Here is a 21,957-nt window from a genome sequence, read left to right as displayed (position 1 = left end):
TTAAAGAGACTGTCTAAAAAGTGGTTAATCTTGTCATTCAGAGCAACGCGAAGAATCTTATTTCACTCATAATCAGAGTCATTTATTTTAAAGAGATTCTTCATTCCATTCAGAATGACACTTTTTAGACAGTCTCTTTTGTTAAACAACAATTTCAAAGCTTTTTTTAAAGATAATGAAGGAAACAAATGGTCTATTTTCGGAAAAACTATTGAGGGTCCTAGAGAAGGGGAAACACTTTTAAGCGTAAAATCCGTTGTAAGTTATTGGTTTGCTATAGCAGCATTTTATCCGTATCCAGAAATTTACACACCTTAATAAATATCGATTAAAATCAAGTATTAAACCCACATTTAAACTATAAATTTTAATGTGTGAAATTATCTGTCTTCACTATTTGGTAATCAAATATATAATCGTAAATTTGCAAACTCTTTTCGAGAGAGGAATGTTTAATAAATAAAAATTAATTAGTGTGGATACATTAAGCTACAAAACGATTTCAGCCAACAAAGCTACTGTAAATAAGCAGTGGGTTTTAGTTGATGCTGAAGGTCAAGCACTTGGTCGTCTCGCTTCTAAAGTTGCTAAACTTTTAAGAGGTAAGCACAAGCCAAACTTCACACCACATGTTGATTGCGGCGATAACGTTATTGTTATCAATGCAGAAAAAATCAGCTTATCTGGAAACAAATGGACCGATAAAACGTACATTCGTCACACAGGTTACCCAGGTGGTCAAAGAAGTTTAACTGCTACAGAATTGTTTGGAAAAGACCCAGCAAGAGTGGTAGAGAAATCAGTAAAAGGAATGTTACCTAAAAACAAATTAGGTGCAAGTTTATTCCGTAATTTAAATGTTGTTGTTGGCCCGACTCATACTCATGAAGCTCAAAAGCCAAAAACAATTAACTTAAACGAATTCAAATAATGGAAGTAATTCACAAAATTGGCCGTAGAAAGACGGCTGTTGCTCGTGTGTATGTTGCCCCAGGAAAAGGGAACATCACGATTAATAAAAAAGACATAACGTCTTACTTTACTACTGCAACATTACAGTACAAAGTAAAACAACCTTTAGTTATGACTAACAATGATAGCAACTTTGATATTACAGTAAATGTATTTGGAGGCGGTATTACAGGTCAAGCAGAAGCTGTTCGTTTAGCAATATCTCGCGCAATGTGCGAAGTTGATGCTGAAAACAGATTAACTTTAAAACCAGAAGGTTTATTAACAAGAGATCCAAGAATGGTAGAGCGTAAAAAATTCGGACAGAAGAAAGCGCGTAAGAAATTCCAATTCTCTAAACGTTAATACCGAACTTGTTTCGGTGTCTGTTTATCGGTTACCAGAAACATTTTCAAAAGAAGCTGAAAAAATTTCAGCTTAAAAAAAATTAAAAAGATCTTGAAACAAGTTCAGGACTTAAAAAACTAGTTATTGTTGTCCTAGTCCAAAAGACAGGATTTAGTTTAGCATCTAAATGGTTAAGGCGATTAAAAAATGACCACTTAATCATTGCTAATTCAACAGAACGTAAACTATTACAAAATGGCAGTAGAAGTAAAAGAATTACTTGAAGCAGGTGTACACTTCGGTCACCTTACACGTAAGTGGGATCCAAACATGGCTCCTTACGTATATATGGAGCGCAACGGCATCCATATTATCAACCTTTATAAAACAGCGGCAAAAATTGATGAAGCAGGTGCTGCATTAAGCAAAATTGCTAATTCAGGTCGTAAAATTTTATTCGTTGCAACAAAAAAACAAGCAAAAGATATCGTAGCAGAAAAAGCCGGTTCTATTAACATGCCTTACATCACAGAAAGATGGCCAGGTGGTATGCTAACAAACTTTGTTACTATTAGAAAAGCTGTTAAAAAAATGGCTTCTATTGATAGAATGAAGAAGGACGGTACGTTCATGACGCTTTCTAAAAAAGAGCGTTTACAAGTAGATCGTTTAAGAGCTAAGTTAGAGAAAAACTTAGGTTCTATTAGCGATATGACTCGTTTACCAGGAGCTTTATTTGTTGTAGATATTAAACGTGAGCATATCGCGATTAAAGAAGCACAAAAATTAAACATTCCTATTTTTGCAATGGTAGATACCAACTCAGACCCACGTCAAGTTGATTATGTAATCCCTGCAAATGATGATGCTTCTAAATCAATTGATAAAATTTTAACTCACGTTACAACTTCTATCGCTAATGGTTTAGCTGAACGTAAAGCAGAAAAAGATGCTGCGGCATCTGCTACTGAAGCTCCAAAAGCTAAAGCTAAAACTGAAGCTGCTCCAGCTAAAGCGACTGCAGTCGAAGAAGAAGAATAAATTAACAATTACACAATACAAATAAGTCGTTTAATTCTTTTCTTAGCCGAAATTATTTGAACGACTTTTTTAAATTAATTAAGATATGGAATCTACAGTAAAAATTACAGCAGCAGAAGTAAACAAGCTAAGAAAAGCAACTGGTGCTGGTATGATGGATTGCAAAAAAGCTTTAGTTGAAGCTCAAGGCGATTTTGACAAAGCCATTGAAGTACTACGTAAAAAAGGTCAAAAAGTAGCAGAAAAAAGAGCTGACAGAGATTCTTCTGAAGGTGCAGCTGTTGCTAAAATTAATGCAGATCAAACTCAAGGCGTTGCTATTGTATTAGGTTGTGAAACTGACTTTGTTGGTAAGAACGAAAACTTTTTAGCATTAGCAAATGAATTAGCTGAAATTGCTTTAAACTACAATTCAAAAGAAGCCTTTTTAGCTGCTGATTTTGGAGGCATGACTGTTGCTGATAAATTAACAGAACAAACAGGTGTTATTGGTGAAAAATTAGACATCACTTCTTTTGAAAAATTAGAAGCACCTTTTGTTGGGTCTTATGTACATATCAATAAAATTGCTGCATTAGTAGGGTTATCTGCTAAAGTAGATAATGCAGAGACACTAGTTAAAGACGTAGCCATGCAAGTAGCTTCTATGGGAGCAACTACGTTATCTTATAAAGATTTCGATCCTGCGTTTGTTGCTTCAGAAACCGAAGCTAGAATTGCTGTTATTGAAAAAGATAATATCGAATTAGGTCGTTTAGGCAAAACACTTAAAAATGTACCTCAATTTATTTCTATGGCACAGTTAACTCCAGAAGTTTTAGCTAACGCTGAAGAAGCTGCTAAAGCTGAATTAAAAGCCGAAGGTAAGCCAGAACAAATCTGGGACAGAATTTTACCAGGAAAAATGGATCGTTTTATTTCTGATAACACAACACTTGACCAAGAACAATGTTTATTAGATCAAAACTTCATTAAAGATGAAAAAATAAATGTTGCTAAATATGTAGCATCTTACGGTGATGTTGAAATTACAGGTTTCAAACGTGCTTCTGTAGGATAATAAATTCCTGTGCAGACAGGAATCTCTTTAATACAAAAAACCACCACTCTACTAGAGTTGGTGGTTTTTTTGTTTGTAACGTTCTGGTTTATTTTACAAATAATTAAGTCAAAATAAGTTCAGATATTCTAAAAATATTCAGCTTTCAGATGTTAATACATTCCTCTATTTTCAGTGATTCTTATTTTTGATATATAGGTCTTCGTTAAACAGCAAAAAATTGTTTAATTTTGCACAACTTCAGTAAACAACGAATGAAATACAAAAGAATACTCCTAAAACTATCAGGAGAAGCATTAATGGGAGATCGCCAATATGGTATCGACCCAGAACGATTAGCAGAATACGCGCAGGACATAAAAACTATTACAGATAAAGGTGTACAAGTTGCCATAGTTATTGGAGGCGGAAATATTTTTAGAGGCGTAGCTGGAGCTAGTAAAGGAATGGATCGCGTACAAGGCGATCATATGGGTATGCTAGCTACTGTTATAAATGGTTTAGCCTTACAAGGCGCTTTAGAAGATGCCGATATACCAACTCGTTTACAAACAGCAATAAAAATTAACGAAGTAGCTGAGCCTTTTATTAGAAGAAAAGCTATGCGTCATCTGGAAAAAGGTCGCGTTGTAATTTTTGGTGGTGGTACAGGTAATCCATATTTCACTACAGATTCTGCTGCTGTTTTAAGAGCTATAGAAGTTGAAGCTGACGTTATTTTAAAAGGTACACGTGTTGATGGTATTTATAATACAGATCCTGAAAAGGATAATAATGCCATTAAATTTAATTTCATATCTTTTGATGATGTTTTACGCAAAGGGTTAAAAGTAATGGATACTACAGCCTTTACACTTAGTCAAGAAAACGAATTACCTATAATTGTTTTCGATATGAATAAAAAAGGTAATTTACTTAAAGTAGTTTCAGGCGAAAAAATTGGTACTGAAGTTAACTTATAAAATAAATAAAACTCCAACCTTAAGGTATTTAATACCTATATATAAAACAAAAAGGTTGTTAGTTTGGCGTAATTTTTGAAATAAGTATATTCGTATTTGTACAAATTTTTTTAACAAATATGTGCAGATAACTATTTATATTGACCTAAAAGTTTTGACACAATGAACGAAGACATACAATTTATATTAGATTCAACCAAAGAAGCTATGGATAATGCTATAAAGCATTTAGAAAAGCAGTTTGTTAATATTAGAGCAGGAAAAGCAAGTCCTTCTATGCTTGGCAGCGTTATGGTAGATTATTATGGGTCACAAACACCATTAAGTCAAGTTGCTAATGTAAATACCCCAGATGGAAGAACCATTACGGTCCAACCTTGGGAAAAAAGTATGCTGCAAGAAATAGAGCGTGGGATTGCTTATGCCAATCTTGGTTTTAACCCTATGAATAATGGTGAAACCATCATAATTAATGTACCACCATTGACAGAAGAACGCAGACGTAATTTAGCAAAACAAGCTAAAGCTGAAGCAGAAGATGCTAAAGTTAGTATTAGAACAGCTCGTAAAGATGCTAATAACGATATTAAAAAATTAGAAGACGTATCTGAAGACTTAATGAAGAATGCTGAAATTGACGTACAACAAATGACTGATAATTACGTTAAAAAAGCTGATTCTCTTTTCGATATGAAAGAAAAGGAAATTATGACCGTATAATTAAAAAGCGACTAAAATGTCGCTTTTTTAGTAATTTTTTAGCCTCTCATTATCATAAATGATAAAACACTCTTCCCTCTTACTTTGTTTTATTTTTGCCACAGTTTCCTATGCCCAAAAATCATCGGAAAATGTCTTTGAAACGACTCGAGATTCTATCAAAAAAAGACAATTTATTAAACATCTTGGCAATGGATACTTACCAACCAAATACTTCAACTTTGATTTAAGATACTTAATTAAATATAATCAATATGAAGGCATCAGATCGGGTTTAGGAGGTATAACTAACGATCAGTTTTCAGAAAAATACCGCATAACTGGTTATAGTGTATATGGCTTTAGAGATCATACTTTTAAATATAGCATTGGAGGTGGTTTTAGAGTGGCCGAAAAAACGAATACATGGGTAAACTTTTCTTATACTGATGATTTACAAGAAACTGGAAGCACTAAATTTTTAACAGATGGCCGGTTCTTTCAATTTTTTGAACCTCGTTTATTAAACATCGATTTATTTCATAAACTGGTTACAAAAGCTATAAATATAGAGCACGAATTTAACCCCAAATTATTAACCGAGGCTCAATTTGCTGTGAGCAATATAAATCCTACTTACGACTATGGATACGTTTTAGATAACAATATTGTAAATTCATTTCATTTAAGTACGGCCAACGTTTCTTTACAATGGAATCCTTTCAGCAAATTTGAAGTTTCAGAAAATAAATTAAAAGAAACTAAAAAAGGCTATCCACAATTCACACTTCAATATACTAAGAGTTTTAAAGACGTTTTTAAAAGTGATTTCAACTTTTCTAAGTTAGATTTTAGAACTGTTTATAAAATTGGCAGTAAAAATAATGGGCTTTCTGAGATAACTCTAGTTTCGGGAATCACAAATGGAAATACGCCATTAACACATTTGTACCATGCCTACCCAAACAATATTAACAAAGAAACGGTTATGCAACGTTTTTCGGTAGCTGGATTAAACAGCTTTGAAACCATGTATTTTAATGAGTTCTTTTCGGATAAGTTTACTACAGTGCAGCTCAAACACTACATCAAACCTTTTAACATTTCAGAACATTATAAACCACAAGTAGTTTTAATAACAAGATATGCTTTGGGTGATATAAAACAGCCGGAATTACATCAAAATATTACTTTTGGATCTTTAAAAAAAGGATACACAGAGTCCGGATTTGAAATTAATAAACTGCTTTTTGGTTTTGGTTTAAGCTTTACATATCGCTATGGCGGGTATCACTTACCAGAATTAAGTGATAATATTGCTTTTAAGTTTACATTTAACGTCTCTTTATAACGTATTACACTCCTTTTTTCTACCTTTGCGCTTCGTTTATATAAAGCATGTTTAAATTATTTAGCACAGATTTTTGGGACATTATTGCGAGGTTGATTCTGCGCAATAAAATTGTTATTCTTATAGGCATCATATTAGTCACTTTATTCTTTAGCACAAAGTGGGAAAATATGCGTTTCACTTATACGGAAGCTAATCTATTACCAGATGAACATGACGTAAATATAACCTACAACAATTTTTTAAAAACCTTTGGAGAAGAAGGTAATCTTATTGTTCTTGGTATAAAAGACAGTAGTCTTTTTACAGTTGAAAAGTTAAATGCCTGGAATAAACTTTCTGAAAATTTCAAAAAATATGATGAAGTTGAAACTGTTGTTTCTATTAAAGACCTTCAAAAGCTAGTAAAGGATACTGAGAATGAAAAGTTTAATTTAGAACCTTTTATAAAAGACTCAATCTCTTCTTTGGCTCAAGTTGAAACACTTCAAGAAGAACTCTTTAAAAAATATCCTTTTTACGATAACTTCTTATTTAATAATAAAACAAGAACAATCCGAACGGCTCTTTATTTAAAAAAGGATATTGTTAATACTTCTGCCAGAAAAGATTTCGTAGTCAATATTTTAATACCACACATAGATCGTTTCGAAGAATCAAATAAATTAGATGTTAGAATATCGGGAATGCCCTATATTAGAACTTTAAATTCACAGAACATTGTTGATGAAATTAGTTTATTTATAGGCGCTGCTCTATTAGTAACATCCCTTATTTTCTTTCTCTTTTTCAGATCGTTTAGAGCTACTATAATTTCACTTATTGTGGTATGTATTGGAGTGATGTGGACCTTAGGAATTCTTGGTTTATTAAACTATGAAATAACTGTTTTAACCGCACTTATACCACCACTAATTATTGTTATTGGAATTCCTAACTGTATATTTTTAATTAATAAATACCAACACGAAGTAAAATTACATGGTAATAAAGTGAAATCATTACAACGCGTTATCACAAAAATTGGTAATGCTACTTTAATGACTAATGTGACTACGGCTTCTGGGTTTGCAACTTTTATTTTAACAGAGAGCAAACTGTTAAAAGAATTTGGTATTGTAGCATCATTAAGTATTCTAGCTATTTTTATTCTGTGTTTACTTATCATTCCTATTATTTACACCTTTTTACCTTATCCAAAAGAGAGGCATTTAGAACATTTAAATAAACGATGGATAGGTGGTTTTGTAAATTGGATGGAGCATATGGTAAGGCAAAAGCGTATTGCCATTTACACAACATCATTGGTACTATTAATAGTAAGTATTATAGGTATTTATCAAATAAAAATTTCTGGCAGTTTAATAGAAGACATGCCGAAAAACACAGAGTTTTTTAATGATATTCGTTTTTTTGAGGAAGAGTTTAATGGTATTATGCCATTAGAAATTATGATTGATACCAAACGTAAAAAAGGCGTTATGAAACTTTCTACTTTGAAACGTATGGATCAATTAGAAGATTTAATTATTGAAACTCCGGAATTGTCTAAACCAATTTCTGTAGTTGGATTGGTTAAATACTCTAAACAAGCTTATTATAATGGTAATACTAAATTTTATCAATTACCAACATCGCAAGAAAATAGTTTCATTCTATCGTATGCTAAAAACTCATCATCAAACGTAGACTTGCTTAATAATTTTGTTGATAGCACAGGTCAATATGCTCGTATTACTACATTTATGAAAGATGTTGGAACCGACAAAATGGAACGCATCGAAGAAAATCTTCAAACTAAAATAGATAAAGTCTTCCCAAAGGAAAAGTATGATGTTACCATGACAGGTAAAGCTTTAGTCTTTCAAAAGGGTACCAAATACTTGGTGAAAAATTTAGCCATATCATTATCGCTTGCCATCTTCTTAATCTCATTATTCATGGCCTATATGTTCAGATCAGGAAGAATGATTATCGTATCGTTAATACCAAACCTATTACCATTATTAGTAACAGCAGGTTTAATGGGCTATTTAGGAGTCCCAATAAAACCTTCAACAATATTAGTATTTAGTATCGCCTTTGGTATATCTGTAGATGATACCATTCACTTTTTGGCTAAATACCGCCAAGAACTTCAAGCTAACCATTGGAAAATTAAAACCTCAGTTTATGGTGCTTTAAGAGAAACAGGTGTTAGTATGTTCTATACTTCCATTGTGTTGTTTTTTGGATTTTCAGTATTTACTATTTCAAGTTTTGGTGGTACCGTAGCATTAGGGGCCTTGGTTTCTGCTACTTTACTATTTGCTATGTTATCAAACTTACTTTTACTACCTTCTTTATTACTATCGTTAGAACGTAGTATTGCGAACAAAGAAGTGCTTAGAGAACCTGCTATAAATATTATTCCCAAAGAAGACGAAGAGGAGTAAATTCTAAGACAAAACAGGGCTGTTTTTTAAATATTTGATGCACAAAAGCCAATTGCTTTTTTATCTTTACATTCTAAATTTTAACATCTATGAAATTACGAACTGTTTCAGAATTATTATCTCAGGATGTCACTTTTCCTGAAGTAGAGATTAAAGGTTGGGTTAGAACCTTTAGAGCAAATCGTTTTATTGCTTTAAATGATGGTTCTACATTAAATAATATTCAATGCGTTGTCGATTTTGAAAATTTCGATGAAGCACTTCTAAAACGCATTACAACTGGAGCAGCTATACATATAAAAGGTGAATTAGTTGAAAGTCAAGGCAAAGGGCAAAAAGTTGAAATACAAGTCAACAATATAACTGTTTTAGGAGATTCAGATCCGGACAGCTATCCAATTCAACCCAAAAAACATTCGTTTGAGTTTTTACGAGAAAATGCACATTTACGTACTCGCACCAGTACATTTAGTGCGATTATGCGGTTACGTTCATCATTATCGTTCGCTATTCATAAATACTTTAACGAAAATGGTTTTTACTATATGCATACGCCTATCATAACAGGAAGTGATGCTGAAGGTGCTGGAGAAATGTTTAAAGTTTCTAATTTAGACGCTAAAAATCCACCTTTAAATGACGAAGGACAAGTAGATTACTCAAAAGATTTTTTTGGAAAAGAAACTAACTTAACTGTTTCTGGTCAGCTAGAAGCTGAAACTTATGCCATGTCTTTAGGTAAAGTATATACCTTCGGCCCTACTTTTAGAGCAGAAAACTCAAATACATCACGCCATTTAGCTGAATTTTGGATGATTGAACCAGAAGTTGCTTTTATGGATTTGGCTGGGAATATGGATTTAGCCGAAGATTTTATGAAATCGGTTATAAAATACATTTTAGATAATAATCGTGAAGATTTAGAGTTTTTAGATAAGCGCTTGCAAGATGAGGATAAAACAAAACCTCAAGCCGAAAGAAACGAAATGACTTTAATAGAGAAACTCAATTTTGTAACAGATAATCATTTTAAACGTGTTAGCTATACAGAAGCTATTGATATTTTACGCAATTGCAAGCCTAATAAGAAAAAGAAATTTAAATATTTAATTAACGAATGGGGTACAGATTTACAAAGTGAACACGAGCGTTTCCTTGTAGAAAAACACTTTAAATGTCCTGTTATTTTATTCGATTACCCAGCAAACATTAAAGCATTTTATATGCGTTTAAATGACGATGGGGAAACGGTTCGCGCTATGGATATTTTATTTCCTGGTATTGGTGAAATTGTTGGTGGTGCACAACGTGAAGAACGACTAGATATATTAAAACAAAGAATGGCTGCTATAGATATTCCTGAAGAGGATCTTTGGTGGTACTTAGATTTACGAAAATTTGGCACAGCAGTTCATTCTGGTTTTGGTTTAGGTTTTGAACGTTTAGTTATGTTTGCAACTGGAATGAGCAACATTAGAGATGTAATTCCTTTCCCAAGAACGCCTCAAAATGCAGAATTTTAAAAACAATCGTTCTTTAGCTATTTACAGGTAAAAGTTTTTTTTTACTTTTATCTTAAACCAAATCAAAATATGCTTAAGCAGTATTTACAATTTAAATTATCACAAAAGTTATCACCGCAGCAGATTCAGTTAATGAAGTTGATACAATTGCCTACACAAGCTTTTGAACAACGTTTAAAACAAGAATTGGAAGAAAACCCAGCTCTTGAAGGCGGTAAAGAAACTAATGAAAATGAATTCGACTCTGAGTACGATAATGCCGAGGATTTTAATGATAGTGAAACTATAAATGCTGACGATATTAATGTTGATGAATATTTAAGTGACGATGAAATTCCAGATTATCGCACTCAAGTCAATAATTATAGCAGCGATGATGATGAAAAAACCATGCCTTATGCTGCGGGCACTTCGTTTACGCAACATTTAATAAATCAATTAAATACCTACCGTCTTAATGATGAAGAACGTGAAATTGCAGAATTTTTAGTCGGAAGTGTTGACGAAAGTGGTTATATCCGTAGAGAATTAAGTGATATTATGGACGATTTGGCTTTTACTCAAAACGTTTATACTACCGAAGAAAAAATTGAACACGTTCTAAAAATTGTACATCAATTAGACCCTGCTGGTGTTGGTGCCAGAAGTTTACAAGAGTGTTTGAGTATTCAACTACATAGAAGAGAAAAAACACAGCAAAGCGAACTAGCTATTGACATTATTGACAATGCTTTCGATCAATTTACAAAAAAACATTATAAGAAGTTAATTCAGAAATTTGATATATCCGAAGCACAACTAAAAGAAGCTATTTCAGAAATTGAACATTTAAATCCAAAACCTGGAGGTTCTTATGCTGGAAATAATAGAATTGTTGAACACGTTGTTCCAGATTTTGCTATTAAAATTGCAGATGGTGAATTAGAGTTAACTCTTAATGGAAGAAATGCACCAGAACTTCATGTATCTAGAGAGTACAACAATATGCTTAAAGGATATAAAGACACGAAAGACAAATCGAAGTCTCAAAAAGATGCTGTTATTTTTATCAAGCAAAAATTAGATGCCGCAAAATGGTTTATTGAGGCTATAAAACAGCGCCAACAAACCTTATTTGTTACGATGAGTGCTATTATGCATTACCAAAAAGACTATTTTTTAACAGGTGACGAGCGTAATTTAAAACCCATGATTTTAAAAGACATTGCTGATGAAATCTCTATGGATGTCTCTACTGTATCAAGAGTTGCCAACAGTAAATATGTTGATACGCCTTACGGCACAAAATTGATTAAAGAATTCTTTTCTGAATCCATGAAAAATGATCAAGGGGAAGATGTTTCTACAAGGGAAATAAAGAAAATTTTAGAAACTGTAATAGAAGAAGAAAACAAGAAGAAGCCTTTAACCGATGAAACTCTAGCAAGCATTTTAAAAGAAAAAGGGTATCCTATTGCTCGTCGTACCGTTGCAAAATACAGAGAACAGCTAGACATTCCTGTTGCTCGTTTACGTAAAAAAATATAATGGATAAAATATTAAGGAGTATCTCATACATTTTTCATCCATTAATAATGCCTATATTAGGGGTTCTTTTCTATTTTTTTAAGTCGCCACGATTCATCCCAGAAGAAATAATAAAAGCAAAGTTGGTATCTCTTTTTATACTTACCATTGTTTTACCTATTCTTCTCTATTTCTTATTAAAAACATTAGGCAAGGTAAAATCGATTTATCTGGAAAGTACGAAAGAACGCATTATTCCATTAATACTTAACTGTTTAGTAGTTATTATAGTGTTACAGCGTATTATTACGCCTTCTCAAATTATAGAGCTTTATTTTTTCTTTGTTGGTATATTAATTTCTACTATGGCATGCCTAATGCTTGCCTTTTTTAAATTTAAAGCAAGTATACATATGATTGCTATTTCTGGATTATTTATGTTCTTAGTTATTTTAAGTATCCATTTTAGTATAAACATTAATGGTATATTAGCTTTAATGTCTATAATAATGGGAGCCGTTGCTACATCCAGATTACATCTAAATGCTCACGACTATAAAGAACTTATTATGGGCGTTTTTATTGGAATGGTTCCGCAGTTAATTTTGGTACCTTATTGGTTATAAAATATAAAACATTAAGCCAATTTTTATAGCATTCATATCTATTTGATTTCCATCTAAATTAGCATCGCTAGAAAAAATAGGATTCAAAGCATAGTATAAAAATATATTCCAAGTATTATAACCTGCACTTAGTGTTAAACCATATTGAAAATTATTAAAATCCTCAATATTAGTATATCTAATCCTGCCTAAATCACCACGATACTTGGTTGTATGCGCAAATATATAACCTAGCTTAAATCCTGTATAAATGCGCCAGAAATTATATTCAGTTGCTGTAGATGTGCGCCATCTAAACTCAATAGGGAGTTCAATTAAATGGCTGGAGAATTTATTTTTAATAAATGTATTATTGTCTTTTAGAACACTATAAATAGTCCTCCCCATATCGTCTTTATCTACGAGTAAGTTTTGATTAAATGAATTAGATGAGTACCCAAGACCAACACCTATAGCTAAATTTCTATTCTTATTAATAGGCATATCTTTAATAAACCCCAGATGGAATCCTAAAGAAAAGCCACTTTGTGCAACATCTTTAGGCATGTTGCCTAGCAAATTATAAGTTACTCCCGCATAAAATTGGTCTTCCTTATAAAGTGAATCAACCTCTTTATCATTAATTTCTTGAGCAAAACAATACACAAAAGGCATTAAAAAGAATACGGGAATAAATAGGCGTTTCATCAATTAGTGTGTTATTATACTAACATACAATTATAAGTAAAATTGTTCAGGTTTTTAAAAAATAAAAAGGCGTTTTGATAATTCAAAACGCCTTTTTATTTAAAATTAAGAATAAAATTAATCTCTTCCTAATACAGAACCCTTTTTAGTAGTGTAGTTAATTTTAAGCGCATTTACTTTTCTTAACTCTTGTTTAATATCACCTATTAGGCCCATATTAGCATCACTATCTACTTTTAAAGCTGTAGTTAAAAACGGTATTAATTCTTCACGTTTAGAAGCTCTCTCTGCAGCTACAAAAGCAGCCACATCTCTTACACTAGCAAAATCATCATTTAACTGTATTCTTGCTTCTTTACCGTATTGTACATAATTAGCACTTGGTTTACCTGCATAGATATACATAACCAAATCCTTTTTATCTAGTTTTTCTACTTGATCTGCAAACGGTAAATTATTTTCAATCTTCAAAGTGTTTTGCCTCATTACAGTGGCCACCATAAAAAAGAATAATAACATAAATACAATATCGGGTAAAGATGCTGTATTAACCGCAGGCATATCGCCACTTTTTTTCTTTTTAAATTTAGACATATTTATAAATGTTAAATTTTAAATTATTGTACTTCAGAAAGCTTTTGAGGATAATCAGTTTTTATTTGATCTATCTTCGCTTTTAATCTTTCCTTATTTCCAGGCCAATTTACATCTTTATAGTCTGCCTGCATTTCTGCGAAAGACTTTCCATGTTGTGCCAGAGCTCTCGCATTTCTTAATTCGTTATAAGCTGCTACTAGTTCATTTTGAACCGCTATATAAGTCTTATAAGTTGTTTCTCGCTCATTCTTTAAAGATATAATTGCTTTATCTGGATTATCAGAAGATGATTTATCTTTCTTTCCTTTACAATAGTCGCAAGATCCGTCGCCATTGTTATCTAAAAATTCAATAGCTGCAGCTCTTAAATCTTTAAGCTCCATTAATTCATCTTCTACAAGCAATTGATCTTTACCATTTAATAATACAGTAAAAATATTTCTTTGCTTGATAACAACATCTTCTTCAGACTCTTCCATTGGAGGAAGCTTTCTATTGATTCCTGAATCTGTTTCAATAGTTGTTGTTACTAAGAAAAATATTAATAGTAAGAACGCAATGTCGGCCATGGAGCCTGCATTTACTTCTGGTGCTGCTCTTTTTGCCATAATTTATTTGTTAAATATTTTTTTCACTCCTGAGAATGCCATTGATGCTATAGCTAAAAAAGCTAATACATAAAATGTATATAATCCTGCACCAACTTGCTTAGATGTTGCTTCTGTTACATCTAATCCTTTATCAGTAAAAGGTGTTAAATCTAAATCTGTACCCGAAGATATAGAATACGAAATAAATACGATTACTAGAAAAGCACCTACAGTCATTAATGTTTTCTTAATATTTCCAGCAAATAGTCCTTTTATTACGAATAAAAAAACCATTACTAATATCAATCCAAGTACAACATATGCAACGTATAGCATATTTCCACTCATACTTAGAGCATCTTTTTCGTCACCTGCTATTATCATTAGCGCAAAAATCGCGCCAATAATAGCCAGTGCGAAAGCTACTATTTTTAAAACTTTATGTAGTTTCATAATTTTTATATTTAATTATTACTTTTTATTTCTAATTAATAGGTCCATTAACGTGATAGAAGCATCTTCCATGTCGTTAACAATGCTATCAATTTTAGCAATAATATAATTATAAAAAATTTGAAGTATAATAGCCACGATCAAACCAAATACAGTTGTCAAAAGTGCTACTTTAATACCACCTGCAACAAGAGATGGTTGCATATCTCCGGCAGCTTCAATTTTATCGAATGCTTGAATCATACCAATTACCGTACCCATGAAACCAAGCATTGGTGCTAAGGCGATAAATAATGAAATCCAAGATACATTTTTTTCTAATTGTCCCATTTGTACACCTCCGTAAGCTACTACAGCTTTTTCAGCAGCTTCGATACCTTCGTCAGTTCTATCTAATCCTTGGTAGTAAATAGATGCGATTGGTCCTTTTGTATTTCTACATACTTCTTTTGCAGCTTCTACACCACCTGAAGATAAAGCGTCTTCAACACTTTGTGTTAATTTTTTTGTGTTAGTAGTTGAAAGGTTTAAAAAGATAATTCTTTCTATAGCAATTGCTAATCCAAGAATTAAACATAATAATACAATCCCCATAAAGCCAGCTCCACCTTCAATAAAACGTTTTTTCAATTCTTGATGAAATCCAAGGGTCTCTTCAGCAGCAGCGCCTTCTTCAGTAGTCTCTTGAATAGTGTTAACAGTAGTTACAGCTGTATTTGTGTTTGCAATTGTTGTTGCGTTAGTCGTTCCGAATGCCACCATTCCTGTAATGGCAAGGATAGAAAATAATCTTTTCATGTTCTAGATCTTAAATATATTAGTTAAAGTGTTAAAGATATTAAAAAAAAAGCAATTAAAAACAAAAATAACAGCAGAGAGGAAGGGATTCGAACCCTCGATACGCTTTTGACGTATACACACTTTCCAGGCGTGCGCCTTCGACCACTCGGCCACCTCTCTGTAATTTTAATTACTCTTTAATTACAGGGGCTCAAATAACAAAAAAAACTTTGAACGCTAAAATTTTAAGAGTTAATTTTAAGACATTTCCCCTCTTAAGGGTGATTCGTAGATAGTTTTGAAGGTATTAGCAGCTATATTCTGACCTAATAAATACATTAATTTACTTATTGCTGCTTCTGTTGTGATATCTTTTCCGGAAATAACTCCTATATTTTTTAACGCATTACTCGTTTCATAATGCCCCATCATAACACTTCCGCCAGAACATTGTGTAATATTTATAACATGCATGCCTTTAAGAATATTTTCTTTTAACATATTAATGAACCATGTTTCGGTAGTACAATTTCCTGCACCATATGTTTCAAGCACTATAGCTTTTAAATTTGAAGTACTGAAAATACTTTGCAAAATATTTTCTGTAATGCCCGGAAAAAGTTTAACTAATGCGATATTATTATCTAATTTTTTATGAATCTTTAGAGCCTTATTTAAATCAGGTTTGAATAAATAGTCTTCATTAACTTTTAAATGCACACCAGACTCGGCCAAATCGGGGTAGTTTAAAGAAGCAAAAGCTTCAAAGTGCTCTGCATTTATCTTTGTTGTTCTATTAGCTCTATATAATTTGTATTCAAAATATAGGCATACTTCTTTAATTTGTGGCTTGCCTTGACTTTGTAATGACGCTATTTGTATAGATGTAATTAAATTTTCTTTTGCATCGGTTCTTAAGTCGCCTATTGGCAATTGAGATCCTGTAAATATGACTGGTTTTGCTAAATTCTCTAACATAAAACTTAATGCAGACGCTGTATAACTCATGGTATCACTTCCGTGTAAAACAACAAAACCATCAAACGCTTCATAATTAGTTTCTATCATCTCGGCAATTTGAACCCAATATTTTGGATTCATATTACTTGAATCTATAGGCTCTTTAAATGACACTGTATCTATCTTACAATCTAAAAGTTGTAATTCCGGAATTTTTTCTAAAAGTGTTTTAAAATCAAATGCACGAAGTGATCCGGTTTTAAAATCTTTAACCATACCAATGGTTCCTCCTGTATATATTAGTAATATCTTTGGTTTTATAACGCTCATATTTTAAACTTTAAAAACATCTTTAGAATTTTGAGTTGTAATTGCTGCTATCTCTTCTGAAGATATACCATATATCTCTACCAACTTTTCTAACACTTTTATAACATATACGCTTTCATTTCGTTTTCCTCTATATGGTACCGGAGCTAAATAAGGGGAATCTGTTTCTAATACAATATGTTTAATATCAATTTGATTTAAAAAGGTATCAATTTTTCCGTTCTTAAAAGTAGCAACACCGCCTATACCTAGTTTCATATTATATGAAATAGCTTGATGTGCTTGTTCTAATGTTCCTGTAAAACAATGAAAAACACCGAATAAATCATCACTCTTTTCTGTTTCTAAAATTTCAAATATTTCATCAAATGCATCTCTACAATGTATAACTATTGGCAACTTATATTGCTTTGCAAGTCTAATTTGATGTTTAAACGCTTCTTGTTGAATTCCTAATGTTGATTTATCCCAATATAAATCAATTCCTATTTCTCCCACCGCATAAAAATGTCGCTTGGCAAGCATATCTTCTACATGCTTTAATTCTTTTTTATAATTGTCTTTAACATGTGTAGGATGCAAACCCATCATTAAAAACATATTATTAGGGTAATCCTTTTCGAGTTGAAACATAGCTTTGGTGTACTCAGAATCTATTGCGGGAATAAAAAACCGAGAGACTCCTTGAGCTATAGCACGATCAATCATCTCATTCCTGTCGTCATCAAAAGCTTCACTATATAAATGGGTATGTGTGTCTGTAATAATCATTTGGTAAAAATAATGAAGTATTTAAAGTTTGACACGAATTTCATAAATTTTCACTAATGAAAAACCCGTCAGGTTTTTAAAAACCTGACGGGCTTAAAATATCTTTACTTACCTCACCCAGAACTGCCTAAAAAGACAATTCTGACCTCTCCTTTCAAGAGGTGAGCAGGATAAGGACCCAGAGCGTCGAGGAATTCTTTAGATTAATCTAACTTTTTAATAAGCTTTTGAACTTGTTTATATTCATCTGCATCTTCCGGAATTGTTTTTAAAACGTCTAAACAAGCATCGTAGTTTTTCTGTTTTAATTTACTTAAGGCTAAATACCATATGGCTTTATTTTTATAAACGGATGGTGTTTTAGAAAGCTTACCAAACATACTATCGGCTTCATCAAACTTATCTAATTCTAATAATGAAATTCCTCTATATAATTGCAACTCATTGTTTGAATCATTCTTAACCAGTAACTGTTCAAAAACGGCTTCAGCTTTAGCGAAATCTTTATTATTAAAAGCATTTTCAGCTTCTTTTAAAAGAACTTCCTCCGCTCCCCTAACTGTTAAACTAATCGTTTTATAATTATTATAATCGTTAAAAGTTGGGTTAGAGAAATTATTAAATGTAACGATTCCTATTAGTAAAGCAATACTTGCTGCCATTGCATATTGCCAAGGTTTAAAGCGCATTACTTTTTTAGAAGTTTCTTGTTTTTCAAAATAAGTATTAGAAATAGTTTTTAAATTATTCTGAAATGCTGTTGAGGCTGACTCATCTTCAAATTTATGTTCTAAAAAAGAAGACAGTTCTTTGTACGTATTAAATGCTTGATTAAAATCTGATTCGTTTTTTAATCTCAATTCAAAAGCGGTTACTTCATCTGGTGATAATTCTTTAGATAAGTAGGATTCGAATACTATGTAATTTTGATCATCCATGGCTATTAATTATTAAGTTGGTTAAACTTTGGTGACTTTTGAACCAGCTCTGTTAATTTACCAATACATAAAGATTTCTTTTTTCTAGCATAAGCATATGTGACACCTAAGCTTTTTGCTACTTCCTCCATCGATTTTATTTTAAAAGTAGCGGTTAATAAATCTTTACAAGCGGTTCCAAGTTTTTGAAACATTTCTGTAAATAGCGCTTGTTTTTCACCAAATACAGAGGTTTCAAAAGCCAGTTCTTGAGCTTCGTCACCTTTAGATAACACATCTTCATTAATTGTTACCTCTTTATTAGAAGATTTTTTTAATTCGTTTAACCATTTCCGCTTACATAGCAAAAAGAAATAGGCATCAAATGGACAGGTAAGCTGTAATTTTTTTTCACTTGCCTGATTGTAAATGGTTATTAAAATATCCTGTATGACATCTTGGGCTTTATCACTATCCCCACTATTCTGCTTTATATAATTAATCACTTTAGGAGCAAACTTATCATATATAGCTTGAATAATAAACGAGTTGTTTTTAAGTAATCCGTCTATATACTTCTGGTCTTCGTGTATTTTTTTTTCACTCATTAACCCTTGTATTTGCTACTAAAATAAAGAATTTCTTGAAACCAGCTATTCTCAAGACAAAGCATAGAAATATTTTACCTGTTTCATTTTAATCTTTTGGGTCAAAAATAGAAATTCTGTATTTAGATTCCCGTTTTCACGAGAATGACAATTTCAATGGAAACCCCGAGACAAAACCTCGGGGAATTCTTTTCAAAATAAAAAAACTTTGAAATAAAAGGGTAACAATTTTTAAATGGTTCTGATATAAGGGTGTGACAGTTAAAAATACTGAAACACTTAATTAATCCATAAAAATTAGAAATCATGAAAATTACAAAGAAATTTCACGAACACTTAAAAAATATTAATGACGTGAGTAAAAAATCATTTTTAATTATCGGTACTGTAGTATTATCAATATTAAGCTCTCATGCTACAACCTTAACATCGAACCTTAATACAACAACTGTAAGTGTAGATATTACCAATGAAAACTTAGTTAAAGTTTATGACTGGAAAGTAGAAACCAATAAAAGTATTTACTCAGGAACCTCTCTTTCTGTAGAAGATGCAAAACGTATGATTGCTTTAACAAGTTCTGGAGAAATTGTAAGAGCGTCAAAAATTGAAAGTTATTTTGTTTTAAAGACTGAAGCAAAAAACAATTCTAAAAGAAATTATTTCTGGGAAGTCGAAACTGCGACAGGTCGTGCAAAAGGGTACTCTTCTACTGAGGCTTATGCTTATAGAATGATACAATTAGTCGCCTCTGGAGATGCTATTGTATCTAAAAAAATAATCAGTCAACCTCAACAATAAAAAAATAATGACTAAAACAGGGTAACAAAATAATTACCCTGTTTATATAAACCTGAATAATAAATTTAAAACCCAATTAATCATGAAAAATTTTAAAAACATTTTAGGAACCATTTTAATGTCTGCTTTATTATTAACAAGCTGTTCAAATAATGATGATAACGATGGCGATAACGACATTTTAATTCGTCCAACAGCCGAAGATTTTAATAATTTAAAAGAAGCTGCCCTCGAAAACTTAACACAAACATTTGAGTTTAATGCTGATGACGGAAGTGTAACATTAACATCTGAAAAAGGTGTACAGATTTTCATTAGCAGCTCTTGTTTGACCTTAAACGGAGAGACTGTAACAGGAACTGTAGATGTAGAATTTGTTGAACTTTTTGATAAAGGTAGCATGCTTACAACTAATAAACCTACCATGGGAACTTTACCAAATGGAGACAAAGGATTACTTATTTCTGGAGGTGAGTTCTTTGTAAATGCAACTCAAAACGGTATTGCTTTAGAAACCAATTGTGGGTTCCAAATGCAAATTCCAGCAGATTTAACAGGCGGTACGGATAATGATATGACCCTTTGGGAAGGTAGAATAGATCAAGACGGCAACCTAGCATGGGATGAAGTAGAACGCGACGGTCCTCAAGGTGAAGGTGGTGTATTCGCTGAAGGTAATCAGTATTATGGTTTTTTCCAATCATTTGGATGGTCTAATGTAGATCGTTTTTATAATGACCCTCGTCCAAAAACGACAATTTTAGTAGCTGTGCCCGAAGGTTATGACAATACGAACAGTTCTGTTTTTATCTCTTATGACGGTGAGGATGCTGGTTTAGCCAACTTAGATACTTACGATTCTGAAACTGGTTTATTTAGCGAGCATTATGGACTAATTCCTATCGGATTAGAATGCCACATCATTTTTGCTACTGAAGATGGAGATAACTGGAAATATGCTATTAAATCTGTAACTATTGAAGAAAACGGTATTATAATATTTACCGATGATGAAACATCTGTAGCTACAGAAGCTCAATTAACAACCATAATTAATGGTTTACCATAAACATCTGCTCATTTTGATTTCCTACTTATATTGTTAACATAAAATGTTAACTCAGGTATTAAACCAGAAACTCAAAGTTTCTGGTTTTTTATTTATGTGCTTGTTATCCGTTTCATAACATTTACTATTGTGTATAATTTGTACGTTTGTTTTAATATTGTATTTGGCAACATATTGAGTATTTATGAAGGAGAAAGAAAATGGAATTAAAAAAGCAAAGAAACCTTGGCCAACTAAAGATGCCATGGAACAGGTTTATGAAATGAAACTTTGGGGAGAGGATAACAAATCTGATTTTTATTCTGGTGTAGGGTCGCACCATCCTGTGATAGTAAATCCATATATAGATGTTTTAATATCATTTTTAATATCTTTTGAAAGTCCTCTTGTGGTATGCGATTTAGGCTGTGGGGATTTTAATGTAGGGCAAAAACTGGTAAAGCATACTAAAAAATATGTTGCGGTAGATATAGTAACAACCCTTATAGAGTATAATAAAGAAAAATTTAAAGAAGAAAATTTAGAATTCCATTGTTTGGATATCGCAGTAGATAAGTTGCCTTCTGGGGATTGTGCTATACTAAGACAAGTGCTACAACATTTATCGAACGCCGAAGTACAAAGTATAATAAACAAGTTAACTAATTTTAAATATGTGATTTTAACCGAACATTTACCCAAAGGAGATTTTACACCCAATAAAGATATTATTTCAGGACAAGGAATTAGACTAAAAAAACAAAGTGGTTTAAACTTATTAGCTCCGCCATTTAATTTTAAGGTAAAAGAAGAAAAACAATTATTGTCTGTTGTTTTAAATGATCACAAAGAAGTTATAGTAACTACGCTTTATAAAGTTTTTTAAGTTGCAATTAATTACACGTTGTTAATT

At 32.0% G+C, this 21,957-nt stretch carries 24 protein-coding genes and 1 tRNA gene; 15 read left to right on the top strand and 10 right to left on the bottom strand.

Annotated features, from left to right (window positions below):
• Positions 1–114 precede the first annotated feature (114 nt).
• From Q4Q34_RS09465 to Q4Q34_RS09410, 12 genes are all read left to right on the top strand, one after another.
• A complete protein-coding gene (locus Q4Q34_RS09465) occupies positions 115–318 on the top strand; it encodes a DUF3179 domain-containing (seleno)protein (protein ID WP_303318699.1) in 204 nt (67 codons plus the stop codon).
• 157 nt (positions 319–475) lie between these two features.
• Positions 476–931, top strand: a complete 456-nt coding sequence (gene rplM, locus Q4Q34_RS09460; RefSeq protein WP_303318700.1) for a 50S ribosomal protein L13 — start codon at positions 476–478, stop codon at positions 929–931.
• Positions 931–1,317: a 30S ribosomal protein S9 gene (gene rpsI / locus Q4Q34_RS09455; RefSeq protein ID WP_135877360.1), complete on the top strand. Its 387-nt coding sequence runs from the start codon at positions 931–933 to the stop codon at positions 1,315–1,317. The genes rplM and rpsI overlap by 1 nt, the downstream gene beginning before the upstream one ends.
• 237 nt (positions 1,318–1,554) lie before the next feature.
• On the top strand, positions 1,555–2,340 hold the full coding sequence (gene rpsB, locus Q4Q34_RS09450) for a 30S ribosomal protein S2 (RefSeq protein ID WP_303318701.1): 786 nt from the start codon (positions 1,555–1,557) through the stop codon (positions 2,338–2,340).
• 85 nt (positions 2,341–2,425) lie between these two features.
• Complete coding sequence (gene tsf / locus Q4Q34_RS09445) at positions 2,426–3,400, top strand: translation elongation factor Ts (protein WP_303318702.1); 975 nt, start codon at positions 2,426–2,428, stop codon at positions 3,398–3,400.
• A gap of 254 nt (positions 3,401–3,654) precedes the next feature.
• Complete coding sequence (gene pyrH, locus Q4Q34_RS09440; RefSeq protein ID WP_135877353.1) at positions 3,655–4,362, top strand: UMP kinase; 708 nt, start codon at positions 3,655–3,657, stop codon at positions 4,360–4,362.
• A 162-nt stretch (positions 4,363–4,524) separates the two neighbouring features.
• Positions 4,525–5,082: a ribosome recycling factor gene (frr, locus tag Q4Q34_RS09435; protein ID WP_303318703.1), complete on the top strand. Its 558-nt coding sequence runs from the start codon at positions 4,525–4,527 to the stop codon at positions 5,080–5,082.
• A gap of 58 nt (positions 5,083–5,140) precedes the next feature.
• Complete coding sequence (locus Q4Q34_RS09430; RefSeq protein WP_303318704.1) at positions 5,141–6,412, top strand: hypothetical protein; 1,272 nt, start codon at positions 5,141–5,143, stop codon at positions 6,410–6,412.
• Positions 6,413–6,459: 47 nt separating this feature from the next.
• Positions 6,460–8,847, top strand: coding sequence for an efflux RND transporter permease subunit (locus Q4Q34_RS09425; RefSeq protein WP_303318705.1), 2,388 nt, complete (start codon positions 6,460–6,462; stop codon positions 8,845–8,847).
• Positions 8,848–8,936: 89 nt separating this feature from the next.
• Positions 8,937–10,370, top strand: coding sequence for an asparagine--tRNA ligase (gene asnS, locus Q4Q34_RS09420; protein ID WP_303318706.1), 1,434 nt, complete (start codon positions 8,937–8,939; stop codon positions 10,368–10,370).
• A gap of 69 nt (positions 10,371–10,439) precedes the next feature.
• The gene (rpoN, locus tag Q4Q34_RS09415) at positions 10,440–11,897 is read left to right on the top strand and encodes an RNA polymerase factor sigma-54 (RefSeq protein ID WP_303318707.1); all 1,458 of its coding nucleotides are present in this window, start codon (positions 10,440–10,442) and stop codon (positions 11,895–11,897) included.
• Complete coding sequence (locus tag Q4Q34_RS09410; RefSeq protein ID WP_303318708.1) at positions 11,897–12,502, top strand: hypothetical protein; 606 nt, start codon at positions 11,897–11,899, stop codon at positions 12,500–12,502. The genes rpoN and Q4Q34_RS09410 overlap by 1 nt, the downstream gene beginning before the upstream one ends.
• Here Q4Q34_RS09410 and Q4Q34_RS09405 read toward each other — a convergent pair.
• From Q4Q34_RS09405 to Q4Q34_RS09360, 10 genes are all read right to left on the bottom strand, one after another.
• The gene (locus Q4Q34_RS09405; RefSeq protein WP_303318709.1) at positions 12,497–13,189 is read right to left on the bottom strand and encodes a porin family protein; all 693 of its coding nucleotides are present in this window, start codon (positions 13,187–13,189) and stop codon (positions 12,497–12,499) included. The genes Q4Q34_RS09410 and Q4Q34_RS09405 overlap by 6 nt on opposite strands.
• A 117-nt stretch (positions 13,190–13,306) precedes the next feature.
• Positions 13,307–13,783 (bottom strand): ExbD/TolR family protein, encoded by a 477-nt coding sequence (locus Q4Q34_RS09400; protein WP_303318710.1) that lies wholly within the window; start codon positions 13,781–13,783, stop codon positions 13,307–13,309.
• A 23-nt stretch (positions 13,784–13,806) separates the two neighbouring features.
• Positions 13,807–14,394, bottom strand: a complete 588-nt coding sequence (locus tag Q4Q34_RS09395) for an ExbD/TolR family protein (protein ID WP_303318711.1) — start codon at positions 14,392–14,394, stop codon at positions 13,807–13,809.
• Between the two features lie 3 nt (positions 14,395–14,397).
• The gene (locus tag Q4Q34_RS09390; protein ID WP_303318712.1) at positions 14,398–14,829 is read right to left on the bottom strand and encodes a hypothetical protein; all 432 of its coding nucleotides are present in this window, start codon (positions 14,827–14,829) and stop codon (positions 14,398–14,400) included.
• Between the two features lie 18 nt (positions 14,830–14,847).
• Positions 14,848–15,627: a MotA/TolQ/ExbB proton channel family protein gene (locus Q4Q34_RS09385; RefSeq protein ID WP_135877344.1), complete on the bottom strand. Its 780-nt coding sequence runs from the start codon at positions 15,625–15,627 to the stop codon at positions 14,848–14,850.
• A 74-nt stretch (positions 15,628–15,701) separates the two neighbouring features.
• Positions 15,702–15,789: transfer RNA gene (locus tag Q4Q34_RS09380), tRNA-Ser, on the bottom strand.
• A 78-nt stretch (positions 15,790–15,867) separates the two neighbouring features.
• The gene (locus tag Q4Q34_RS09375) at positions 15,868–16,899 is read right to left on the bottom strand and encodes an asparaginase (protein ID WP_303318713.1); all 1,032 of its coding nucleotides are present in this window, start codon (positions 16,897–16,899) and stop codon (positions 15,868–15,870) included.
• Between the two features lie 3 nt (positions 16,900–16,902).
• Positions 16,903–17,670, bottom strand: a complete 768-nt coding sequence (locus Q4Q34_RS09370; protein WP_303318714.1) for a TatD family hydrolase — start codon at positions 17,668–17,670, stop codon at positions 16,903–16,905.
• 203 nt (positions 17,671–17,873) lie between these two features.
• A complete protein-coding gene (locus Q4Q34_RS09365; RefSeq protein WP_303318715.1) occupies positions 17,874–18,608 on the bottom strand; it encodes a tetratricopeptide repeat protein in 735 nt (244 codons plus the stop codon).
• A gap of 5 nt (positions 18,609–18,613) precedes the next feature.
• Positions 18,614–19,195, bottom strand: coding sequence for an RNA polymerase sigma factor (locus tag Q4Q34_RS09360; RefSeq protein ID WP_303318716.1), 582 nt, complete (start codon positions 19,193–19,195; stop codon positions 18,614–18,616).
• Positions 19,196–19,501: 306 nt separating this feature from the next.
• Between Q4Q34_RS09360 and Q4Q34_RS09355 the strand changes: the two genes are divergently transcribed.
• The 3 genes from Q4Q34_RS09355 (at position 19,502) to Q4Q34_RS09345 (ending at position 21,930) form a co-directional block, all read left to right on the top strand.
• Positions 19,502–19,996: a hypothetical protein gene (locus Q4Q34_RS09355; protein WP_303318717.1), complete on the top strand. Its 495-nt coding sequence runs from the start codon at positions 19,502–19,504 to the stop codon at positions 19,994–19,996.
• 82 nt (positions 19,997–20,078) lie between these two features.
• A complete protein-coding gene (locus tag Q4Q34_RS09350) occupies positions 20,079–21,065 on the top strand; it encodes a hypothetical protein (protein WP_303318718.1) in 987 nt (328 codons plus the stop codon).
• 184 nt (positions 21,066–21,249) lie between these two features.
• Positions 21,250–21,930 carry a class I SAM-dependent methyltransferase gene (locus tag Q4Q34_RS09345; RefSeq protein WP_303318719.1) on the top strand — a complete coding sequence of 227 codons (681 nt, stop codon included), beginning with the start codon at positions 21,250–21,252 and terminating at the stop codon, positions 21,928–21,930.
• The last annotated feature ends 27 nt before the right edge of the window (positions 21,931–21,957 follow it).

This window comes from Flavivirga abyssicola, from assembly GCF_030540775.2.
In the GTDB taxonomy this organism is placed as follows: Bacteria; Bacteroidota; Bacteroidia; order Flavobacteriales; family Flavobacteriaceae; genus Flavivirga; species Flavivirga abyssicola.
The sequence above is the reverse complement of the archived record's forward strand: the minus strand, read 5'-3'. Positions and strand labels throughout refer to the sequence as shown.

Bases quoted from the DNA above. Each gene is read 5' to 3' on its own strand.
- Q4Q34_RS09465 (WP_303318699.1), top strand. From the start codon at position 115: ATGACACTTTTTAGACAGTCTCTTTTGTTAAACAACAATTTCAAAGCT.
- rpsI (WP_135877360.1), top strand. From the start codon at position 931: ATGGAAGTAATTCACAAAATTGGCCGTAGAAAGACGGCTGTTGCTCGT.
- rpsB (WP_303318701.1), top strand. From the start codon at position 1,555: ATGGCAGTAGAAGTAAAAGAATTACTTGAAGCAGGTGTACACTTCGGT.
- tsf (WP_303318702.1), top strand. From the start codon at position 2,426: ATGGAATCTACAGTAAAAATTACAGCAGCAGAAGTAAACAAGCTAAGA.
- pyrH (WP_135877353.1), top strand. From the start codon at position 3,655: ATGAAATACAAAAGAATACTCCTAAAACTATCAGGAGAAGCATTAATG.
- frr (WP_303318703.1), top strand. From the start codon at position 4,525: ATGAACGAAGACATACAATTTATATTAGATTCAACCAAAGAAGCTATG.
- Q4Q34_RS09430 (WP_303318704.1), top strand. From the start codon at position 5,141: ATGATAAAACACTCTTCCCTCTTACTTTGTTTTATTTTTGCCACAGTT.
- Q4Q34_RS09425 (WP_303318705.1), top strand. From the start codon at position 6,460: ATGTTTAAATTATTTAGCACAGATTTTTGGGACATTATTGCGAGGTTG.
- asnS (WP_303318706.1), top strand. From the start codon at position 8,937: ATGAAATTACGAACTGTTTCAGAATTATTATCTCAGGATGTCACTTTT.
- rpoN (WP_303318707.1), top strand. From the start codon at position 10,440: ATGCTTAAGCAGTATTTACAATTTAAATTATCACAAAAGTTATCACCG.
- Q4Q34_RS09410 (WP_303318708.1), top strand. From the start codon at position 11,897: ATGGATAAAATATTAAGGAGTATCTCATACATTTTTCATCCATTAATA.
- Q4Q34_RS09405 (WP_303318709.1), bottom strand. From the start codon at position 13,189: ATGAAACGCCTATTTATTCCCGTATTCTTTTTAATGCCTTTTGTGTAT.
- Q4Q34_RS09400 (WP_303318710.1), bottom strand. From the start codon at position 13,783: ATGTCTAAATTTAAAAAGAAAAAAAGTGGCGATATGCCTGCGGTTAAT.
- Q4Q34_RS09395 (WP_303318711.1), bottom strand. From the start codon at position 14,394: ATGGCAAAAAGAGCAGCACCAGAAGTAAATGCAGGCTCCATGGCCGAC.
- Q4Q34_RS09390 (WP_303318712.1), bottom strand. From the start codon at position 14,829: ATGAAACTACATAAAGTTTTAAAAATAGTAGCTTTCGCACTGGCTATT.
- Q4Q34_RS09385 (WP_135877344.1), bottom strand. From the start codon at position 15,627: ATGAAAAGATTATTTTCTATCCTTGCCATTACAGGAATGGTGGCATTC.
- Q4Q34_RS09375 (WP_303318713.1), bottom strand. From the start codon at position 16,899: ATGAGCGTTATAAAACCAAAGATATTACTAATATATACAGGAGGAACC.
- Q4Q34_RS09370 (WP_303318714.1), bottom strand. From the start codon at position 17,670: ATGATTATTACAGACACACATACCCATTTATATAGTGAAGCTTTTGAT.
- Q4Q34_RS09365 (WP_303318715.1), bottom strand. From the start codon at position 18,608: ATGGATGATCAAAATTACATAGTATTCGAATCCTACTTATCTAAAGAA.
- Q4Q34_RS09360 (WP_303318716.1), bottom strand. From the start codon at position 19,195: ATGAGTGAAAAAAAAATACACGAAGACCAGAAGTATATAGACGGATTA.
- Q4Q34_RS09355 (WP_303318717.1), top strand. From the start codon at position 19,502: ATGAAAATTACAAAGAAATTTCACGAACACTTAAAAAATATTAATGAC.
- Q4Q34_RS09350 (WP_303318718.1), top strand. From the start codon at position 20,079: ATGAAAAATTTTAAAAACATTTTAGGAACCATTTTAATGTCTGCTTTA.
- Q4Q34_RS09345 (WP_303318719.1), top strand. From the start codon at position 21,250: ATGAAGGAGAAAGAAAATGGAATTAAAAAAGCAAAGAAACCTTGGCCA.